This window comes from Patescibacteria group bacterium (assembly GCA_022560785.1).
GTDB lineage: Bacteria > Patescibacteriota > Minisyncoccia > Phycocordibacterales > JADFSL01 > JADFSL01.
In genome coordinates this window covers 19,914-36,935 of record JADFSL010000002.1, presented here as the reverse complement: position 1 = coordinate 36,935, position 17,022 = coordinate 19,914, and the positions used below count along the sequence as shown (strand labels likewise).

Here is a 17,022-nt window from a genome sequence, read left to right as displayed (position 1 = left end):
AAATCATTTCAGATAAATAGATACCATATACTGCCCGTGGAGATGTAAAGTGAGTAAAATTATTAATATTGACAACAGAAAAGCCGCAGAAAAAGAGCATGATAGGCTAGATAAATTCTATCGTGAATATCCTAAAGAATTCGAACGACAAATGAAGGAAAAATTGAAAAAAGCTATAAATAATGCTGCCCCGTGCAATCAAGATATGCTCATACAACTGCAGAGGACAATAGACGCTAGATTGAAACGACACAAAGACCCTATCTCCCGTTGCCAAGTAGTGGCCCGAATGCTATTTGACAAAGTGAAGGAACTAAACGCATTGCAGCATATTCTATATGAGAGAGGCTCTGGGGCAAAAATACTAACGTTCCCACAAAAAAAGTAGTAGGACTTATTTCTTCTCAGCCCCACATTTAATGTGGGGTTTTTGTTTTAGCGAAATCGCTTTACATTCTACCGTACAAAAATACTCTCGCCGTCGGATTCAAATAGTATTGTCCCCTCTTCGTAAGTGGAGAGGATTTTTATTTCAAATTGTTCAAATGTTTCAAGTACTTCCTTGTGTGGATGTCCGTAGCGATTGTCTCGCCCGGCTGAAATTACTGCGTAGTCAGGAGACACGAAACCGATAAATTGCTGCGACGAAGATGTCTTTGAACCATGATGGCTTACCTTGAGCACATCGCTTTGAAGCGCCTTTCCGTAAATTGATGCCAAGTATCTTTCAATCTTCTGCGGTGCGTCTCCGGTAAAAAGAAACTCTGTTTCTCCATACACCAACTGTGCAATAATTGACGCGTCATTACTCTCAATACCAGACACGTCTCGGTCTGGAAACAAAATATTTAAAAATATTCCATCATCAAGCACTATTGTCATTCCTCTTCGTGCCAAAATGCGAGAGACTTCACGCTCAAGAATTATATTTTGCAGTGACTGATATACTCCCGTATTACTTTTCACTCCCGATTCAAGTATTTTCTCAACCTTGTATCGCTCAAGTACACTTACAAGTCCTCCGATATGGTCTTTGTCCGGATGTGTGGCTAGAACAATGTCAATCGAGCGATCGTAAAACGGCATTACGTTGCTCAGCTGCCGCAGTACACTTTTATTTGCACCGCCATCAATGAGCACCTGATTACCGTTTGGTGCTTCTATAAATATCGCATCCCCCTGCCCTACGTCGAGAAACGCTACGGTAAGTATTCCATTTCGCTCTCCAGCAAAAACTGCCTGCCAAATAAAAACATTTACCAAAAATAACCCTACAAAAAGATAGCTATTGAGATTACTCCTGACAGAATTCATTTAGAAAGGTGTGTTAATACTCTAGACAATCTTTAACTGGTCGCAACTTCTTTTGGATTTGCGCCATACCGATTTAATCCTGGTTGACTGTCGCGCACCAAGAAAAAAAGTAGAACAAATATACCGAGTATACCGATCAATGGGACTAGCAACGCAAGCAACCACCATCCGCTATAATTAGTATCATGGAGTCTCCGTACCATGACCGCAAGTCCAGGAATAAATACTGCTAAGCTATATAGGAGTCCAATAATAATATTGATATTGTCGCCAATTGCAGCGCTGACAATACCAAGTACAATACTAAAAATAAAATGGAACAAGAAAAAATACCAATATTCTGCCCGTTGTGCACGTCCACTAAAGACTGCGTATTTTTTTAAAACCGTGATGTAATAATTCATAGTTGTAATTTTATCATATTTTAGAAAGGATATCGTATGTTACAATACAATAAATTACTTTTTAGCTATATACCTATGCAGTATAAAGAACAAATATTTAATATTCCTGAACTTAAAGGCATCTCAGCAAAACAACTAGAGGTACATTTGGGACTCTATAGTGGATATGTAAAGCACGTTAATCTACTGCGCCAAAAAATTCACGAACTTGGGTCAGATAAGGAAAAGAATGGATATATTATTGCGGAATTACGCAGACGTTTCTCATTTGAATTTGATGGCATGCGCATGCATGAGTACTACTTTGAACAATGGGAAAAAGGCTCTGCAACAGAAAATCAGGATTCATCACTTGGGCAAGTGGTATCAGAAAAGTATGGAAGCTGGGATAGCTTTTTAGACCATTTCAAAACAATCGGCAACACCCGAGGCATCGGCTGGACAGTTCTCTGCTGGGATCCGAAAGGAAAAACTCCACACACGGCGTGGGTCGGCGACCACGAGTTGGGACAACTCGCTGGACTTCCTGTCATTTTAGCAATGGATATGTGGGAACACGCATTTATGGTTGACTATACCCCCGCTGAAAAAAAGAAGTACATTGATGCATTCTTTTCAAACCTCAATTGGGAAGTTGTGGAAAAGAGATTTGCCGACGTTTCATAAAATAAAAAATTAAAAGACCATACATCGCGTATAGTAGGATTACTGCCCAGAGAGGAAAAGTGTCTATCTGAACTGATGCAAATGGAAGCGATGCAAATATATCAACAATCCACAACTCGTACGAGAGAAGCGCGTTTGAAATGTATGCAAAAGGAAGTGATAGAAATGTGCTGAGAAATCCAAACATCCCTGTTAAAAATCCAAAAAGCATTGTAATCGGCACAAAAATCAGCACAAGCATATTGACCGGTACTGCCACCAATGACAACTCCCCCATCTTATATAGAAGGATGGGTAATACAAATAATTGTGTCGCAATGGTTGCGGTTGCAAACTCCCGCAACTGCCATTTTGTTGGAACCAGTTTGAAATATTCCTCCAATTTTGGCGCGAGATAAATAAGCCCGAGTGTTGCCATAAATGATAGCTGAAATGATGAATCAAAAACCAGAATTTTCGGATTGTGAAGAATCATGAAGAAGCCAGCTATAAAGAGCGCGTAGGTCATTGTATACGCTCTTCCCGTCGCGCGTGCGAGGAGTACCAAAAGCGCCATGATGCTCGCGCGTACAATGGTCGCCGAGGCGCCAGTCATGATTGCAAAAAGCACTATAATAAATGCACCGAGAGAAAGACTCAACGCATACGGAAGAAATGAAAAGAAGCGCATAATCGCTTCGGCGACAATCGTTACATTGTATCCGGAGAGCACGACTATATGTATGATGCCCGTTTTCCTAAAATCATCCTGAAGTTCCTCCCCCAAAGACTGCTTTGCTCCGACAACGAGTCCACCGAGAAGTGACGCTTGTGGTTCGGGTATAACTCTCCCGATTCTTTCCAGAAATGCAAACTTGAACGAAAAAAGTGTTCTCTTTACAGAATTGCCACCGCCACTTGAGATGAGGGTAACTTCTGGATAAAACATAAGATAGAAAATACCGTCTTTTGAAAGAAATGCTGGATAATCAAATACGCCACCTCTGTCACTCTTAAACTTTTTCGGTGTTAACAGAATGCCTTCTATACTTATTCTGTCTCCATACAAAAATTTCTGGTACGAGTCTGCTGTGATGAGTATTTTACTTTTTACCTCTTCATCAAAAACTGAATCAAGGGTGACCGTAAGTTTTGTATGATTTTCTCGCTCATCCGGCTCATCAACAACAATACCCTCTCCAACTATCCTTTCCCCGACAAGACCTGTTAGAAATACACTCCCCTGCTTCAAATCCGCAACATCGAAACGCAAAAGTCCCAGACTCACACCAAATAAAAGAAGTGGGATAAGTAGTACTGTACTTTTTTTTCTGGTCTTTCCGAAATATTGAAAAAATACAAAAAGAGAGGATGCGAGAAGTAGTATAAATAAAGAAAACGAAAATCCTAAATTAAAAAACGAGTGGAACAACACTCCCCCTGTAAACCCTCCAACAAATATGTAAACCACACTCTGCTGAGGTCTTTTCATTAACTACATTGTAACAAAAGAATATGCCGCGTACCGATTTCATCGGTACGCGGCCTTATTTCAATCTAGTCGACGCGTATTTTAAAAGTATCAGAATTAAGCACCATCCATAGCTTCGTTTGCAAGTCGGTCTGCATCTGTATTTTTTTCTCGCGGCACATGTGTAAATGTTATGTTTGGGAATCCTTGACGCGCATATTGTGCACAGCAATGTATTGCGGGAAAAGTGTTGTTTCTTTTATTTGATACAAGCCAGAGAGTTGCCTGACAATAAGTTCGCTGTCGAGTTTAATTTCAACTGAGGTATTTTTTCGCTCTTTTTCAGGGATTAATTTTTTGAGCTCCTGTAATCCTAGAATAACCGCTTCATACTCCGCCCAGTTGTTTGTCCTCTCTCCGAGAAACTTTGAAACCTTCTTGAGAACTTTGTTATTTTCACCAATTATCAGAGCACCAGCACCAGCCGGACCAGGATTGCCTCTTGCTCCACCGTCTGTAAAAATAGTTATACTCTTCATTTCAAAATAGTAACATAAAAATAAAGCCCCACCTTTTTCGGTTGGGGCTTGAAGATAATTTCTTAAACCAACGATTTGATTCGTTTGTTTAATAGGAAGGGCCATTTTTTATTAATACGACCAAGAATAATAAGCACTACAACTCCAAATAGCGCAATACTGATTCCATGATGAGGGTGGCCACCAACAAAGTACGTGGAAAAAGAAAAGTATATGGTAATTGGAGCTATGGGCATGAAAAGTATCATTTTTAGAAAAGATGAGTCACCATCGTGATTTGAGGAGTCAAATGTAAGCGCGTGTGAGATAACGGTCACAACGATGGCTATAAACACCGTCACGATTGTAGTTACCGTTACTATTTTGTACCCCTCTAGTTTTACACCCATCCCGATCTCAATGAAAAACATTCCGCACATTACCACCACGACAAGGGCGAGAGAGTAGAAATAAAATAATCTTTCCATCTTAAACCTCCAATATTTGATTGAATGAAATAACTTTAGCTGAGCAGATACTAAAATTAAAGCTGTTGTCTGTCAACTCTCAGCAAATATCCCAACACCTTGCCTTGTTTAATTTAATGATACATTCTCATATTCTCAAGAATATGAGAATGTATCGAGGCATACAAAGTATTGGAAGCATACAGAGCATGAGAGCATTATGTATGAAATATGCCTACGAAATACACCATTTGCCTTTTTACTCCACTGCTTCTTTACTTCATTGTCTATCGTATGCAACCTATAGTATATCTACAATTCGCAAGCGCAATTCGGGAAAATTTCTAAACATTGATTTCTCCATTGTGGCAACGAGATCTATTGTTTTTCCTTCAGATATATCCTTCTTAAACTGCTCTGGTTTAGTAAAAAAACCTATAGCCGAAACTTTCTTTCCATTGTCTTTTAAAAAGTCAATTTGCATATGATTTTTTTCTTTTCCAAATTGCTTTGTATTTTCAATATAAATATTTTTAAACAGGAAAATCGGTTTTGGATTGCCTAATCCAAACGGTGCCAGTTTTTCAATGATACTGTACGTCTGCCACGACACATCCTCAAGAGACATTTGCTTATCAATCATAAGTTCATTTGTCTGAGTTGTATCTATTTTTGTTTCAAGATACGAAGCTATAAGCACTTCTTCAAGTTTGTGAGCATTTTTTCGTGAGACTGAAAAACCACTGGAAAACGGATGCCCGCCATAATCCAAAAAGAAATCGCTTTGATGAGCCATCATGTCTACAAGATTTACATCCCCTGTAGAACGACATGAGCCTTTGATTATTTCATCGCTTTCTTTCCCCCAAATGCATATGGGTCTCCCATATTCCTCCATAAGTATATGCGCAACAAGCCCAAGCAACGCAGGCTTCCATTTTAAATCCCCAATAACAATAACTTTTTTTATATCGGCTCTTTTTGAAATTCTCTTCCGTATTTCTTTTACTATTGAAGCGACTATTCCTTTTCGTTCGTCATTTAGTTTATTTAGATATTCACTTAAATTCATCGCAACTTCCCGGTCATCGGTTGATAAAAGATAAAATGCCTCCATAGGTTTGCCCATGCGTGATGCTGCATTGATGCGTGGAGCAACCATAAAACCTATATCGTCTTCGGTAATGTTATGTAAACGTATTTTTGCCTTTCGACACAACTCCTGCACACCAGGACGAGGAGATTTGCGAAACACTTTAAGACCATAATACGCAATCACCCTATTTTCTCCCGTTAGAGGTACAATGTCAGCAATGGTTGAAAGCCCCGCCATATCAAGAAGCCATTTCTCCCATCCGGGAGTGATACCAAAATCACCCTTTGCAATAAGCCCCTGCACCAACTTAAACGCTACCCCTGCCCCACAGAGCATATCATAGGGATAATTATCATCTTCCTGTTTTGAATTTAAAATTGCGTGGGCTTTGGGAAGTTTCTTGGTGGGAAGATGGTGATCTGTAATAATGACATCTATCCCAAGGCTGTTTGCTTCCTCAACTTCTTTTACATCAGTAATCCCACAATCAACTGTAATTATGAGCTTTACATTTTCTTTCGAGAACATTTTTATCGCATTGATATTGAGACTATATCCTTCATCATGCCTGTGGGGAATATAATTACTGACATGTTTATGTTCTATTTTTTTGAAAAAATCGTGTAGAATAACACCCCCAGGAATGCCATCACAATCATAGTCACTGTAGATGACTATTTTTTCATTGTCTCTGATTGCAGATAGAATTCTCTTGACTGCTATGTCCATGTCTTTTATTAAGAATGGATCGTGAATATGTTTTTCGTAATCGGGATTTAAAAATTCATCTGCATCCTCTGAAGTTTTAATACCACGTCGAAACAAAAGCTCCTGCATAAGTTTGGGATATGCGCTTAAACTATCTTTGACTTTGGTCGGAATCGGTTCTTTGATGGAATACTTTTTCATTTTCATCATTTTATCATACAATATACTGTGATATGAATGAGTGTTTATTTTGCAAAATAATTGCCGGAGACATTCCGGCTGACAGGATGTATGAGAATGAGCATGTGTTTGCGTTTCTTGATATTCTACCCACAACAAAAGGACACACACTCGTGGTACCCAAAGAACATTACCAGAATATTCATGACACACCGGAACGCGTGATGTGCAACATCATTACCACAGCAAAGCTACTCTCGTCAGTTATAGAAAAAGTAATGGGTGCCCAAGGAATTAATATTCATATGAACAATGGATCTGTTTCCGGTCAGGTAGTATTCCATACGCACATGCACATCATCCCCCGATATGACAACGATGGACTCAAGCTCTGGAGAGGTGAGCCATACAAAGAGGGAGAAGAAAAAGAAATTTTGAAACAAATTAAAGCACAACTTCCGCACTAGTGCGGAAGTTGTGCGGTTTTTTATCGTCTAAAATTTTCTCTCTGATTGCGATTGTTTTCTTCTTTGATTGAAAACTCAACCTCCCATCTCGTAGGAGTCTTTGGAATAGGTATTCCTTCTCTTCTCAGCTGAATAAACGTTTGCTCTTTCTCCACTCTCTCTTCTTCTATACGAGTGCGCACTTCATCTTCATTTTCTCCTGAAATTGCCTTGAGTGCTTCTTCATGACCTACAATACTGGCGTTTATTGCTCTTGTAACAGCTTCGCGTGCCTCATCCGGCACTTTTTTATACACAATAGCAAGCACTTCTTGATGCTGTAGCATTGCAGTGCTTACCTTCTCAAACACTTCGTCTGCACTTAACCCTCTTTCCCTTGCTTCTCGTGCTTTTGCTTCAGCTTTTTCAATATTTTTTTGGTACCGCTTTATTGCTTTCTCGGCATCTTCTGGCATATTGCTTTCTGCAAGTTCGAGGGCTTCCGCCAATCGTTTCTCTGACAAATAGAGGAACCTATCCGCTTTCGCGGCAATACCTAGTGCAAACAGCGTACCAACACCCTCTGATAAGATTTTCAAAAAGTAAAATGGGTGTCCCGGCAATATACCCGGCTCAGGCAGAGTTATCGAATTCGCTGACACAGTTCCAGTAAATACGAAAGAAATAATTAGTAGAGATAAAAATATTTTTTTCATAAGTTTTTATTATACTTATAACTTCTTTTATACAGTATATAATTTAGAAATAATTATGTATAGTAATATAGTCCATTTAGTGTCTATTTTCTTTTACTATTTTTTCAAAGCATCGATACCCACCAGTGTGCCCTCAAGTAAAAAGACGAGCATTGCTCCACCAGCAGTGGAAACGAATGAAAATTTATCTCCAAGATTAAGTTTTGCAATCGCGGCAATGGTGTCTCCTCCACCGACTATGGTCTGAGCATTGGAATGTGCAATAACTTTTGCAAGCTCGCGGGTTTGTTCAGAAAAACCATACTCATATTCACCAAGAGGTCCGTTCCACGTTATGAATCGCGCACTCTCTACTATGTCTTTTATTTGCTCTATTGTTTTCGGACCTGCATCAACTATTTTTTCCATGTCATTTATTGAATTGGGACTTTTTATAGCAGAATTATCGCCCTCTTTTACAACAACATCAACAGGAAGTACCAGTTTCTCATTACTGAGCAACTCCGCTGCTCCCATATCTGCTTCTCCAGTCTCTGAAAGTCCAGTGTTCCATCCACGAGCTTTAAAAAAAGCGTTTGCAAGCACACCTCCGACGAACACGTTATCATATATGTTTAGAAATTTCTTTATCAGTGGGAGTTTTGTTTTAATTTTTGCACCGCCCAAAATAAGAAGTGATGGGCTTTCGGGCTTAAAAGTACGAGATAGTTCGCTTAATTCCTTTTGGAACAACACTCCTATATAACTCGGTAAAAATTGAGGAAGCCCAACTATTGAAGCATGTTTTCGATGTGATGCTGAAAACGCGTCATTAACATATATATCGGCCACAGACGCAAGCTTTTTTGAAAAAGAAATATCGTTTATGCATTCACCTTGCTCTGTTCGTACGTTTTCAAGCATAATAATGTCTCCATCTTTCAAATTTTTTACCGCTTTCTCTACAAAAGCACCCGTTACCGCTCCGACAAACAAAAGGGTTATGTGTTTTTTGAACCATTCGTATACTGGTTTGAGTGACTGCGCATCTTCTTCTTTGCCGATGTGAGATATGAGAATTATTTTTGCTCCCGCCTTTTGTAAAAATGTTATCGTCTCAAGAGCTTTTGTGAGACGAAAATCATCTCCCACTTTTCCATCTGAAATGAGTACATTTAAATCAGTGCGAAGAAGTACTTTTTTCCCTTTAAGATCTTTTACATTTCGTACGTCTGGTAGCTCCACAATCAGTTTCTTTTACTTGCAATAGATAGAATTTCATTGAAATCTTGCGGTACAAGACTTGCATGCCCGATTAAAAAGCCATTTATTTCACCCCTTTCGAGAAGCACCGATGCATTTGAAGGTTCAACAGAACCACCATAGAGCACCGGTACACGCTGAGCGGTATTTGCGTCGTATATTTCAGCAAGTGTTTTTCGTATAAAAATTACCATCTCGTGTACCTCTTGCGGATCCATCGCGTCGTCTGCCTCCCTTCCGATTGTCCAAATAGGCTCGTATGCTATTACTATATTTTTGAGCATCTGTATAGGAACATTCTCAAAGGCGCTTTGTAATTCTTCTCTTAGAAATGTTAGATATTCTCCGTGTACATCCCTCTCTTTTTCCCCAACACAAAGAACGATTTTTAATTTCTCAGTAAGCGCTGAGAGAACTTTTTTGTTTATTGTTTCGTTATCTTCCCCCAATTTTCTGCGTTCAGAATGTCCGAGGATTACATACTCTGCACCCATATTCTTTATCATGGCAGAGCCGATATAACCGGTATACGAACCTTCGTCCTGCCAAAACACATCCTGCACGCCAAATAGTATCTTCTGTCCCGAATATAAATGCAAAAGTTCCCCCAAAAAAGCAATGGGTGGGCATATAACCGTTTGTACATTCTGCAGTCTGCTTGCCGTTTTTTGTATATCAGAGAATAGCTTCTCAGCTTTAGAGAGCGTTTGTGGGTTCATTTTCCAATTTGCCACAATCAACACATTACGCTTTTTCATAAAATGAATTGTAGCACAAAATTACTCAACCTCTTTCCAACTGCTGATATTCCATGAACCGCCCGGACCAGATGAGAATGATGAGTTGATAAGGCCCTCTTCATAAGTAACAACGGCATTTTGCTTAAGTTGAATTTTGTATCCGGTAACCTCAGTTACACTTACGCCATTATGAAGGACAACCAAACCATCAGACGCATAAAATATCGCGCCAGAGGCATTGTTATGTAAATCTATCGCTCCATTGTGATGTGATTCATCACACGGCGGCGAGAAACTTGAACCATCACATGCAAGTGTGCTTAAGAACATTATATGACTTCCTGTCTGTCCTGAACCTTGGAACACACCGTTGTTGCTGACATGAACCCAACTATCTGTAAGAACCACACAGCTTTTATCTCCAAACGATGTGTCACAACGGACCGACGACCCATTACTTATATCAATATTACCTTTCACATACACAACGCCAGTTATGGTGAGAGTCTTTTTAACACTCGTCATATCCAAATCACCGGTAATGGTGAGCGGGCCGAGTGTTGTATCTTCGGTAACAATATAGTCTCCGCTGTAAAGACATGGCGACACAGGTGGTTGCTCTCCACAGCCGGCGTCTTTTTTCCACTGGTCAATAATGGCTTGCGATATCGGAAGATTAATCGGCGATGGATCAGGGCTCCCAGGATAAGAGGTGCCGCTTACCGTTGTATTGATAAGAGACTGATAATATGCATCACCTCCAATGGTACTATTTAAAATGGTATTTGCTTTTGCAGTTCCGGTTACATCAACATTGTCAATTGCGTTTATTCCTTCACCGAAAAACACTCTAAAGGTGAGGTCACCGATAATGCTTGTCCATGAGCCATCTGTCCAGTTGGCACTGTACTTGCCAACACCGTCACCATATCCATTGTTGCTGTCAGAGCACCATACCCAATATCTGTTTTGATCTTTCCTCGCATCAAGCACAATCCAGTAAGTAGTGCCGCTGGTAAGTATTGCAGGAGTAGGAAAGGTCACATCTATCCATGAGTACTCGTCGCCTACCAAACTTGAAAGTAGCGTTCCTTCGAATAGTGATACTGACGATGGAGATCCGAAATTATCTGCGACTATGTGCACACTCCTACTTGCCGGTGATCCTACTTTTTTTATGTAGAGACTTATCTTTGCGATTGGTTTTGAATCTGAAGCATTAAAGCTTTGAGCAAAATCAATTGTCGGGTCGGCTTGTCCTGCAACCTTGTCCTGATTGCAAACGAGCGAGCGATCCTGATTACTCTCTGTTACCAGAGTTGCCACCGTTGCGTCACCTGTGATAGTTGCTCCGTTGCCTCCCACAACCGGTCCATTTGAGTAAATATTGCCCGGCTGCCCCCCAACTCCTTCAATTCTGCTGTTTTCCTCCATAATGATACCGCCATCACCGGCTTGTGATCCATAGAAGAAATCAATTCCAACTGAGGTGGACAATTCAATTTCTGCATTTCGTAGAAATGAAAGTATGTCTCCAGTGGCGGTAATTCTCTTTTCATCATTACTAATGTCGGCAATAATGGTAACCGATGTCCCGCCTCCGTATACAATAGTCTCAAGTGGATCAATTTGTATTCCTTTTTTTATCCTATACACCGCTTCTTCAACACCACCTTCTGCGAGAAAATAGCTCTGTTTTGATTTGAGCATCGTATTGATCGATGCAATGTCACGCAAGACTGGAGATGATATTCCACTCACAATAATAAGACTACTTGCCAAAAAAAATAAAACAGCGATAAGCACTGCCTGCCCAGATTGAAAATTAGCTTTGTTATGCGTATTTGAATCTGTAGTATACGTATTCATGCAATCAATATGAATTTCTCATAATTACAAAAGTACTAAACTGCTCTGTCTTTGAGCTGTTCCCTTGAATGCTACTCAGAGTCATTTCTATATGAACACCTTCCGACGACATAGCAATAACTTGTCTGAATACAAGATTGGTGACCGAAACTTCTTTTCTGGTCAACGCACCTTCTGGAGAACTGTTCTCCTGTACTTTAAGTGTATTGCTCTCAAGATAAAATTGAACCGTTTCAGTCCCAGAGGTTCCGGTTTTCTGAAGCGTCAATATGCCGGGATGTGAATCAAGTGAGCTACTTCCTATTATTATGCTATCTGCCGCTCTAATTTCGCGAACCATCCGCTCAAGTGAAGCGGATGCCGATGTATATACATTTCGTGTTACTTTGAAATCTGCGTACGCTTGAGATTGTGAAAGGGTAACTGTAATAATGATAACTGTCATCACCGCTAAAATTGATATGTACACTAGCATCTCTATAAGTGTGAATCCCCTATTTGTACTGTGCCTAAAAATCTTCATACTTACTCAAATAAATTGGTAATGTAAGTGGTCATTTCGATAACATTTCCGTCACCCCACGAAACGCGAACAATAACCTCTCGCGCTTGCGGATCAATTGCTTTGACATCTGGAGAGGTGCTCGCTATTATGTCGCTATTTGAAGTCTTTCTATACGCATCATCGAGTCTAAATGTGCGTTGGTAGACACCATCTATGCTCTCCGGTGTTGTGGTCGATTTCCAAGTGGAACCGGTAAATTCTAGATAGTACTGGGCGCCGGTTGTGAGACTTGTTATATTAGAAGTCCAACCATTATCACGCAGAAATCGAACCGCTTCTATTCCTTCTTCGAGAAGATATACCGCTTTTACTTTAGGGGTATTTGCAAAACCGGCCTGCAAATACAGATTAAACGCGGTTACAAGACCGATGAGCGCAAGAGATACTATTGCGGTTCCCACCAAAACTTCCAGCATTCCAAATCCTTGGTTTCTATTTCGGGCATGTGTTTTGTAAATACACTTCATTATATTTTAATTAACCTCAGCAATTCCAGTAGTTTGTATATTAATCGTACTTGAACTGGTTGAATCCGACACCAAGGAAAGTCTCACTGTGCCATTTTGAGCTGTTTTACCAGTCAGCCTACTAAAAACAACATCACTTCCGCTGCCGGTAAGTGTAATATTTGAAATCTCAACGGTAGTTTGTAGTACTGTAATATCATTGTCCGAATCAGATGATGAGTATACCGTTCCTTTAAACAGTACTACTTTTGTAGTTTCAAAGTGCACGCCATATTGGTAACCATCTTTCGAGGCAAGAGTTAGTGTGCGAGCATCATCGAGTATCGATAAAACAGTTTGTACAGAACCGGTGAGAGCTCGTGATGTGCTGAATTTAGAAAAGACAGTCACGGAAACAGCAGAAAGCGTTACAAGAATTGTTATAACTACCAGTATCTCTATAAGTGTAAAGCCTCTCTGTTGTGAAAAGTTCATTATATGCTTTCTGAAATGGAATATATTGGTGCAATCATTGAAACAGCAAAAAATCCAACTACAATTCCGATAAAAATCATCAGAAATGGCTCAATAACTGTGGAAAGATCTGAAGTCTTCTGCGAAACCTCCCCTTCATAAAACTCAGCAATGTCCTCAAGCATGACCGAGAGTTGGCCCGTCTCTTCCCCAACAGCCATCATCTCACCAACCAATATCGGGTAGATATTTTCGTTTTCCTTAAACACGTCGGAGAGTGGGTCTCCCTTTTGCACCCTAGCTATTGCTGAGGTGAGTACTGCCTTGTAATATGAATTTTGAACAACTTCGCTCGTAATGGAAATTGCTGTGATTACATCAACACCTGAGGAGAGTAGAGATGAGAGTGCGCGTGAGGTGCGCGCTGCATTTACTTCTTTTACTATGACAGAAATAATGGGGATGTGTAGCACTGTATAATCAAGAGCTCGTTTTCCTCGCTTGGTTCTAATACCAAACCATACTGCAACTATAGTGCCCACAAGAAATATTAGAAAGATAACAGTATTGTTCGTAATAAAATTGCTAATCGATATAATCGCCTGTGTGCTTTTGGGCAGTTCCGCTCCAAGTTCTTCAAATGTCTCGACAAGGGTAGGTACAACATAGATAAGCATCAGTATTCCAATGCCTACCATTGCGATTATTATAATTGTTGGGTAGATGAGCGCACTGCGAACCTTCCGTCTTAATGTATACGCACGCTCAACTTGAGACGCAATAGTGAGAAGCGCTTCAGCCAACCCGCCACTCTCTTCCCCCGCTTTTGTCATCGAAACAAAAAGTTTTGAGAACACTTTAGGATGCGCTTCCATGGCTTGGTGTAAAGCCTTTCCTTTTTTAATATCGTTATTGAGTCCGGTAACGACTTTTTGGAATGTTTTATTGTGTGTCTGCCGCTCTATCACGTCGAGAGCACGAGAGAGAGCGAGTCCGGCCTTTATCATTGCCGAGAGATTTTTAGCAAATGAAATCTTTTCTGTGGTTTTTACAGTGCTGAAGATATTATTGATACTAGAGAGTTTAGCTTTAAATATAGAGCTCCCCTTGGCTTCAGTCACTGAAATAATAGTATTGCCTTCCTTGCGCACTTCGTTGTATACACTAAAACGATCCGTCGCTTCGATTGTGTCTTCATACTGCTCTCCATCTTTTCGCTTTGCAATGTATTTAAATGTTGGCATAATTTCAAAATCCCTATTCAGATACTACTCTGAGCACTTCCTCAATTGTAGTGACACCTTGTACCGCTTTGAAAATACCATCCTCTATCATGGTGAGCATTCCTTCACTCTTTGCTTGTTTCTCTATGTCTTCGGCAGTAGCACCCTTCATGATTAACTCCTTGATGGTGGAAGTCATTTCAAGCACTTCGTGAATGCCCACTCGCCCAGAGTATCCGTCTTCACACTCACTTGAAGGTTTTGCTTTATAAAAGTGAATTTTACTCCACAATGTTCCTTTTTTCACAACATTCTCCTTTTCAAGCTCAACGAGAATTCTGTCAAGATCAACCGTTTTTTTAAGCTGATTTATTTCCGATTCAGAAAGAAAGTATTCTTCTTTTTGTTCACATAAACGACGAACGAGTCTTTGTCCAATAATGACATTTATAGTTGACACGAGCAAAAACGGCTCTGCGTCCATGTCAAGAAGTCGTGGTACTGCGCCGGACGATGAGTTGGTGTGGAGTGTTGAGAATACCAAATGCCCAGTGAGTGCCGCATTAATGGCAAGTGCCGCTGTTTCATTATCACGAATCTCCCCAACCATTATGATGTCCGGGTCTTGTCTGACCAAAGAGCGCAATCCTTGAGCAAAACTAAAGCCAATATCCGCCCGAACTTGTGTTTGATTGATTCTTGGCATCTGATACTCAATTGGATCTTCAATCGTTGAGATATTAACTCCGGGAGTATTTAAAATGTCGAGCGTAGTGTAGAGCGTTGTGGTTTTGCCAGATCCTGTCGGGCCAGTGGTTAGAATCATACCGGTTCTTTGTTTGGTTGCCTTGTGGATCCGCTCAAGAGTTTCTCCATGAAAACCTAATCCCTCAAGTGTAAACCCCGATACATTTTCTTTCAGCAAGCGCATTACTGCCTTCTCGCCAAAGTATGTCGGTAAAATTGAAACTCGAAACGACACTTTTTCCTTATTTACCTCAACTTTGAAACGACCATCCTGCGGAAGCCGCTTTTCATCAAGTTTCAGATTAGAGAGCACCTTAATACGGGCAATGATGCTTGCAGCTGAGTTTTTGGGCAAGGTCATTGCATCATGAAGTATTCCGTCTATACGATACCTGACCAACACTTCGTTTTCCATTGGCTCAATATGAATATCTGAAGCATTTTGAATAATCGCATGCTTGATAAGAGCGTCCACAACACGTACGACAGGTAGATCTTCAGCAAGTTTTTTTAAATCACTTTCAGAAGCTTCTTTTCCTTTTTTCTCATCAGGAAGTGTAACAAGAGATTCAGATTCTTTTTCAATTATATCGCCAAATTCAGCCTTGAGCGTCTTTTGATATTGGAGTAATACTTCTTTTATTGACTCAGTGTCAGTGAGTCGCGGTAGGATTTTGAGTCCCACCTTTTTCTTTATAAAATCAATGGCGGCAATATTTACTGTATCAAGCATTGCCACTTCAAGCCCTTCATTGGTTTTCTTATATGCGACTATGTTATTGTTCCGTGCTATTGGCTCAGGAATCATTGAGAGTACTTCAAAATCAATCTTTTGGTCTTTGAGGCTGACAAACGGAATACCCAAAATGTATGCTTGCATACGGCGTAAATCATTTTCACTTATGTCGCCACTACTAACAAGCACTTCGTCAATATCTTTTTTGCTCTTTTCCGCCTCTTCCTTGGCTTTTTCAAATTGTTTCTTGGAAACAAGACCGGAATTGAGAATAAAATCTTTTAATTGTTTCTCTTGAACACGCACAGTAAAAAAAAATTATAAGACAAGCGCAACACGCATTGTTTTCTTCTTTCTTACTCATAGTATAACAAAACAAAAGCGTATCTCTAGCGTTTTTCTCAACATAAGTGCTACATTTGACAATAAGGGTGTTTAATGTATACTCAATTGCACTGATGTTAATGTCCGCTATCAAGCGGGCACATTTTTTTAGAAAAATAACGAGTAAGACAAGTATATTTTTCTGACTCTGTTAAACCCCGCAAAGCGAGAGCGACAAAACCGCATCTAACAGAGTGATGGTTTTTATATTCATTACATTCATTAAAAATATATCATGTTTGATTTAAAAGTAATTCATTCAGTACTTGATCAGCTTGAAGAAGAGCGTGGTATCCCACGCGCAAAAGTGCTCGAAGCAATCGAGATTGCTCTTGCGACCGCATACAAGAGAGAGTATGGAAAAAGAGGACAGATAATCAGAGCGGTATTTAATAATGATATTGGCGATGTGGAATTTTTCCAGGTAATGAAAGTAGTTGATGAGAGTAAAGTGCGTATAGAAGAAGAAGTTACTCTGGAAAAATCTCCGGAAGAGAGTTCCTCTATCAAAAAAGCTACCAAGAAAACAGAGAGTGAAGAAACACCTGAAAAAGATACGGGCGAAAAAACCCAGGAAGAAGATACGCGAGTATGTTGCGATCCTGAGAAACATATTTTCATTGAGGATGCC

General features: G+C 40.0%; 20 protein-coding genes. 4 read left to right on the top strand and 16 right to left on the bottom strand.

Going from position 1 to position 17,022, the window contains the following annotated elements; genetic code table 11:
* The first annotated feature begins 49 nt into the window (after positions 1–49).
* On the top strand, positions 50–388 hold the full coding sequence (locus IIB50_00450) for a DUF3135 domain-containing protein (protein MCH7529579.1): 339 nt from the start codon (positions 50–52) through the stop codon (positions 386–388).
* Positions 389–456: 68 nt separating this feature from the next.
* On the opposite strand, the gene IIB50_00445 is transcribed toward IIB50_00450, so the two are convergent.
* Both IIB50_00445 and IIB50_00440 read right to left on the bottom strand, forming a co-directional pair.
* On the bottom strand, positions 457–1,314 hold the full coding sequence (locus tag IIB50_00445) for an MBL fold metallo-hydrolase (protein ID MCH7529578.1): 858 nt from the start codon (positions 1,312–1,314) through the stop codon (positions 457–459).
* A gap of 32 nt (positions 1,315–1,346) precedes the next feature.
* A complete protein-coding gene (locus tag IIB50_00440; GenBank protein MCH7529577.1) occupies positions 1,347–1,718 on the bottom strand; it encodes a DUF805 domain-containing protein in 372 nt (123 codons plus the stop codon).
* 75 nt (positions 1,719–1,793) lie between these two features.
* Here IIB50_00440 and IIB50_00435 point away from each other — a divergent pair, with 75 nt between their 5' ends.
* The gene (locus tag IIB50_00435; GenBank protein ID MCH7529576.1) at positions 1,794–2,384 is read left to right on the top strand and encodes a superoxide dismutase; all 591 of its coding nucleotides are present in this window, start codon (positions 1,794–1,796) and stop codon (positions 2,382–2,384) included.
* Here the strand turns inward: IIB50_00435 and IIB50_00430 are convergent.
* From IIB50_00430 to recJ, 5 genes are all read right to left on the bottom strand, one after another.
* Positions 2,341–3,855 carry a ComEC family competence protein gene (locus IIB50_00430; GenBank protein ID MCH7529575.1) on the bottom strand — a complete coding sequence of 505 codons (1,515 nt, stop codon included), beginning with the start codon at positions 3,853–3,855 and terminating at the stop codon, positions 2,341–2,343. The two genes, IIB50_00435 and IIB50_00430, sit on opposite strands and share 44 nt — an antisense overlap.
* A gap of 96 nt (positions 3,856–3,951) precedes the next feature.
* Positions 3,952–4,071: a reverse transcriptase-like protein gene (locus IIB50_00425; protein MCH7529574.1), complete on the bottom strand. Its 120-nt coding sequence runs from the start codon at positions 4,069–4,071 to the stop codon at positions 3,952–3,954.
* Complete coding sequence (locus IIB50_00420) at positions 4,026–4,373, bottom strand: ribonuclease HI family protein (protein ID MCH7529573.1); 348 nt, start codon at positions 4,371–4,373, stop codon at positions 4,026–4,028. The genes IIB50_00425 and IIB50_00420 overlap by 46 nt, the downstream gene beginning before the upstream one ends.
* 62 nt (positions 4,374–4,435) lie before the next feature.
* Positions 4,436–4,840 carry a hypothetical protein gene (locus IIB50_00415; GenBank protein MCH7529572.1) on the bottom strand — a complete coding sequence of 135 codons (405 nt, stop codon included), beginning with the start codon at positions 4,838–4,840 and terminating at the stop codon, positions 4,436–4,438.
* A gap of 280 nt (positions 4,841–5,120) precedes the next feature.
* Positions 5,121–6,824, bottom strand: a complete 1,704-nt coding sequence (recJ, locus tag IIB50_00410; protein ID MCH7529571.1) for a single-stranded-DNA-specific exonuclease RecJ — start codon at positions 6,822–6,824, stop codon at positions 5,121–5,123.
* Positions 6,825–6,856: 32 nt separating this feature from the next.
* Here recJ and IIB50_00405 point away from each other — a divergent pair, with 32 nt between their 5' ends.
* Positions 6,857–7,270 carry an HIT family protein gene (locus IIB50_00405; protein MCH7529570.1) on the top strand — a complete coding sequence of 138 codons (414 nt, stop codon included), beginning with the start codon at positions 6,857–6,859 and terminating at the stop codon, positions 7,268–7,270.
* A 20-nt stretch (positions 7,271–7,290) separates the two neighbouring features.
* Here the strand turns inward: IIB50_00405 and IIB50_00400 are convergent, their stop codons facing one another.
* The 9 genes from IIB50_00400 to IIB50_00360 form a co-directional block, all read right to left on the bottom strand.
* Positions 7,291–7,965 carry a hypothetical protein gene (locus IIB50_00400; GenBank protein MCH7529569.1) on the bottom strand — a complete coding sequence of 225 codons (675 nt, stop codon included), beginning with the start codon at positions 7,963–7,965 and terminating at the stop codon, positions 7,291–7,293.
* 96 nt (positions 7,966–8,061) lie between these two features.
* Entirely contained in the window at positions 8,062–9,189 is a 1,128-nt protein-coding gene (locus IIB50_00395) for a phosphoglycerate kinase (GenBank protein MCH7529568.1), read from the bottom strand.
* A gap of 2 nt (positions 9,190–9,191) precedes the next feature.
* A complete protein-coding gene (locus tag IIB50_00390) occupies positions 9,192–9,965 on the bottom strand; it encodes a triose-phosphate isomerase (protein MCH7529567.1) in 774 nt (257 codons plus the stop codon).
* Between the two features lie 21 nt (positions 9,966–9,986).
* On the bottom strand, positions 9,987–11,816 hold the full coding sequence (locus tag IIB50_00385) for a hypothetical protein (protein ID MCH7529566.1): 1,830 nt from the start codon (positions 11,814–11,816) through the stop codon (positions 9,987–9,989).
* A 4-nt stretch (positions 11,817–11,820) separates the two neighbouring features.
* Positions 11,821–12,339 carry a type II secretion system protein gene (locus IIB50_00380; protein MCH7529565.1) on the bottom strand — a complete coding sequence of 173 codons (519 nt, stop codon included), beginning with the start codon at positions 12,337–12,339 and terminating at the stop codon, positions 11,821–11,823.
* 2 nt (positions 12,340–12,341) lie between these two features.
* Positions 12,342–12,848, bottom strand: coding sequence for a prepilin-type N-terminal cleavage/methylation domain-containing protein (locus IIB50_00375; GenBank protein MCH7529564.1), 507 nt, complete (start codon positions 12,846–12,848; stop codon positions 12,342–12,344).
* Positions 12,849–12,854: 6 nt separating this feature from the next.
* Positions 12,855–13,322 (bottom strand): type II secretion system protein, encoded by a 468-nt coding sequence (locus tag IIB50_00370; GenBank protein MCH7529563.1) that lies wholly within the window; start codon positions 13,320–13,322, stop codon positions 12,855–12,857.
* A complete protein-coding gene (locus IIB50_00365; GenBank protein ID MCH7529562.1) occupies positions 13,322–14,545 on the bottom strand; it encodes a type II secretion system F family protein in 1,224 nt (407 codons plus the stop codon). Before IIB50_00365 ends, IIB50_00370 begins: the two co-directional genes overlap by 1 nt.
* Before the next feature lie 13 nt (positions 14,546–14,558).
* Complete coding sequence (locus IIB50_00360; GenBank protein MCH7529561.1) at positions 14,559–16,313, bottom strand: type II/IV secretion system protein; 1,755 nt, start codon at positions 16,311–16,313, stop codon at positions 14,559–14,561.
* Positions 16,314–16,626: 313 nt separating this feature from the next.
* On the opposite strand from IIB50_00360, the gene IIB50_00355 reads away from it, so the two are divergent.
* Positions 16,627–17,022, top strand: a 396-nt coding sequence (locus IIB50_00355; protein ID MCH7529560.1) for a hypothetical protein, incomplete at its 3' end; no start/stop codon positions are given.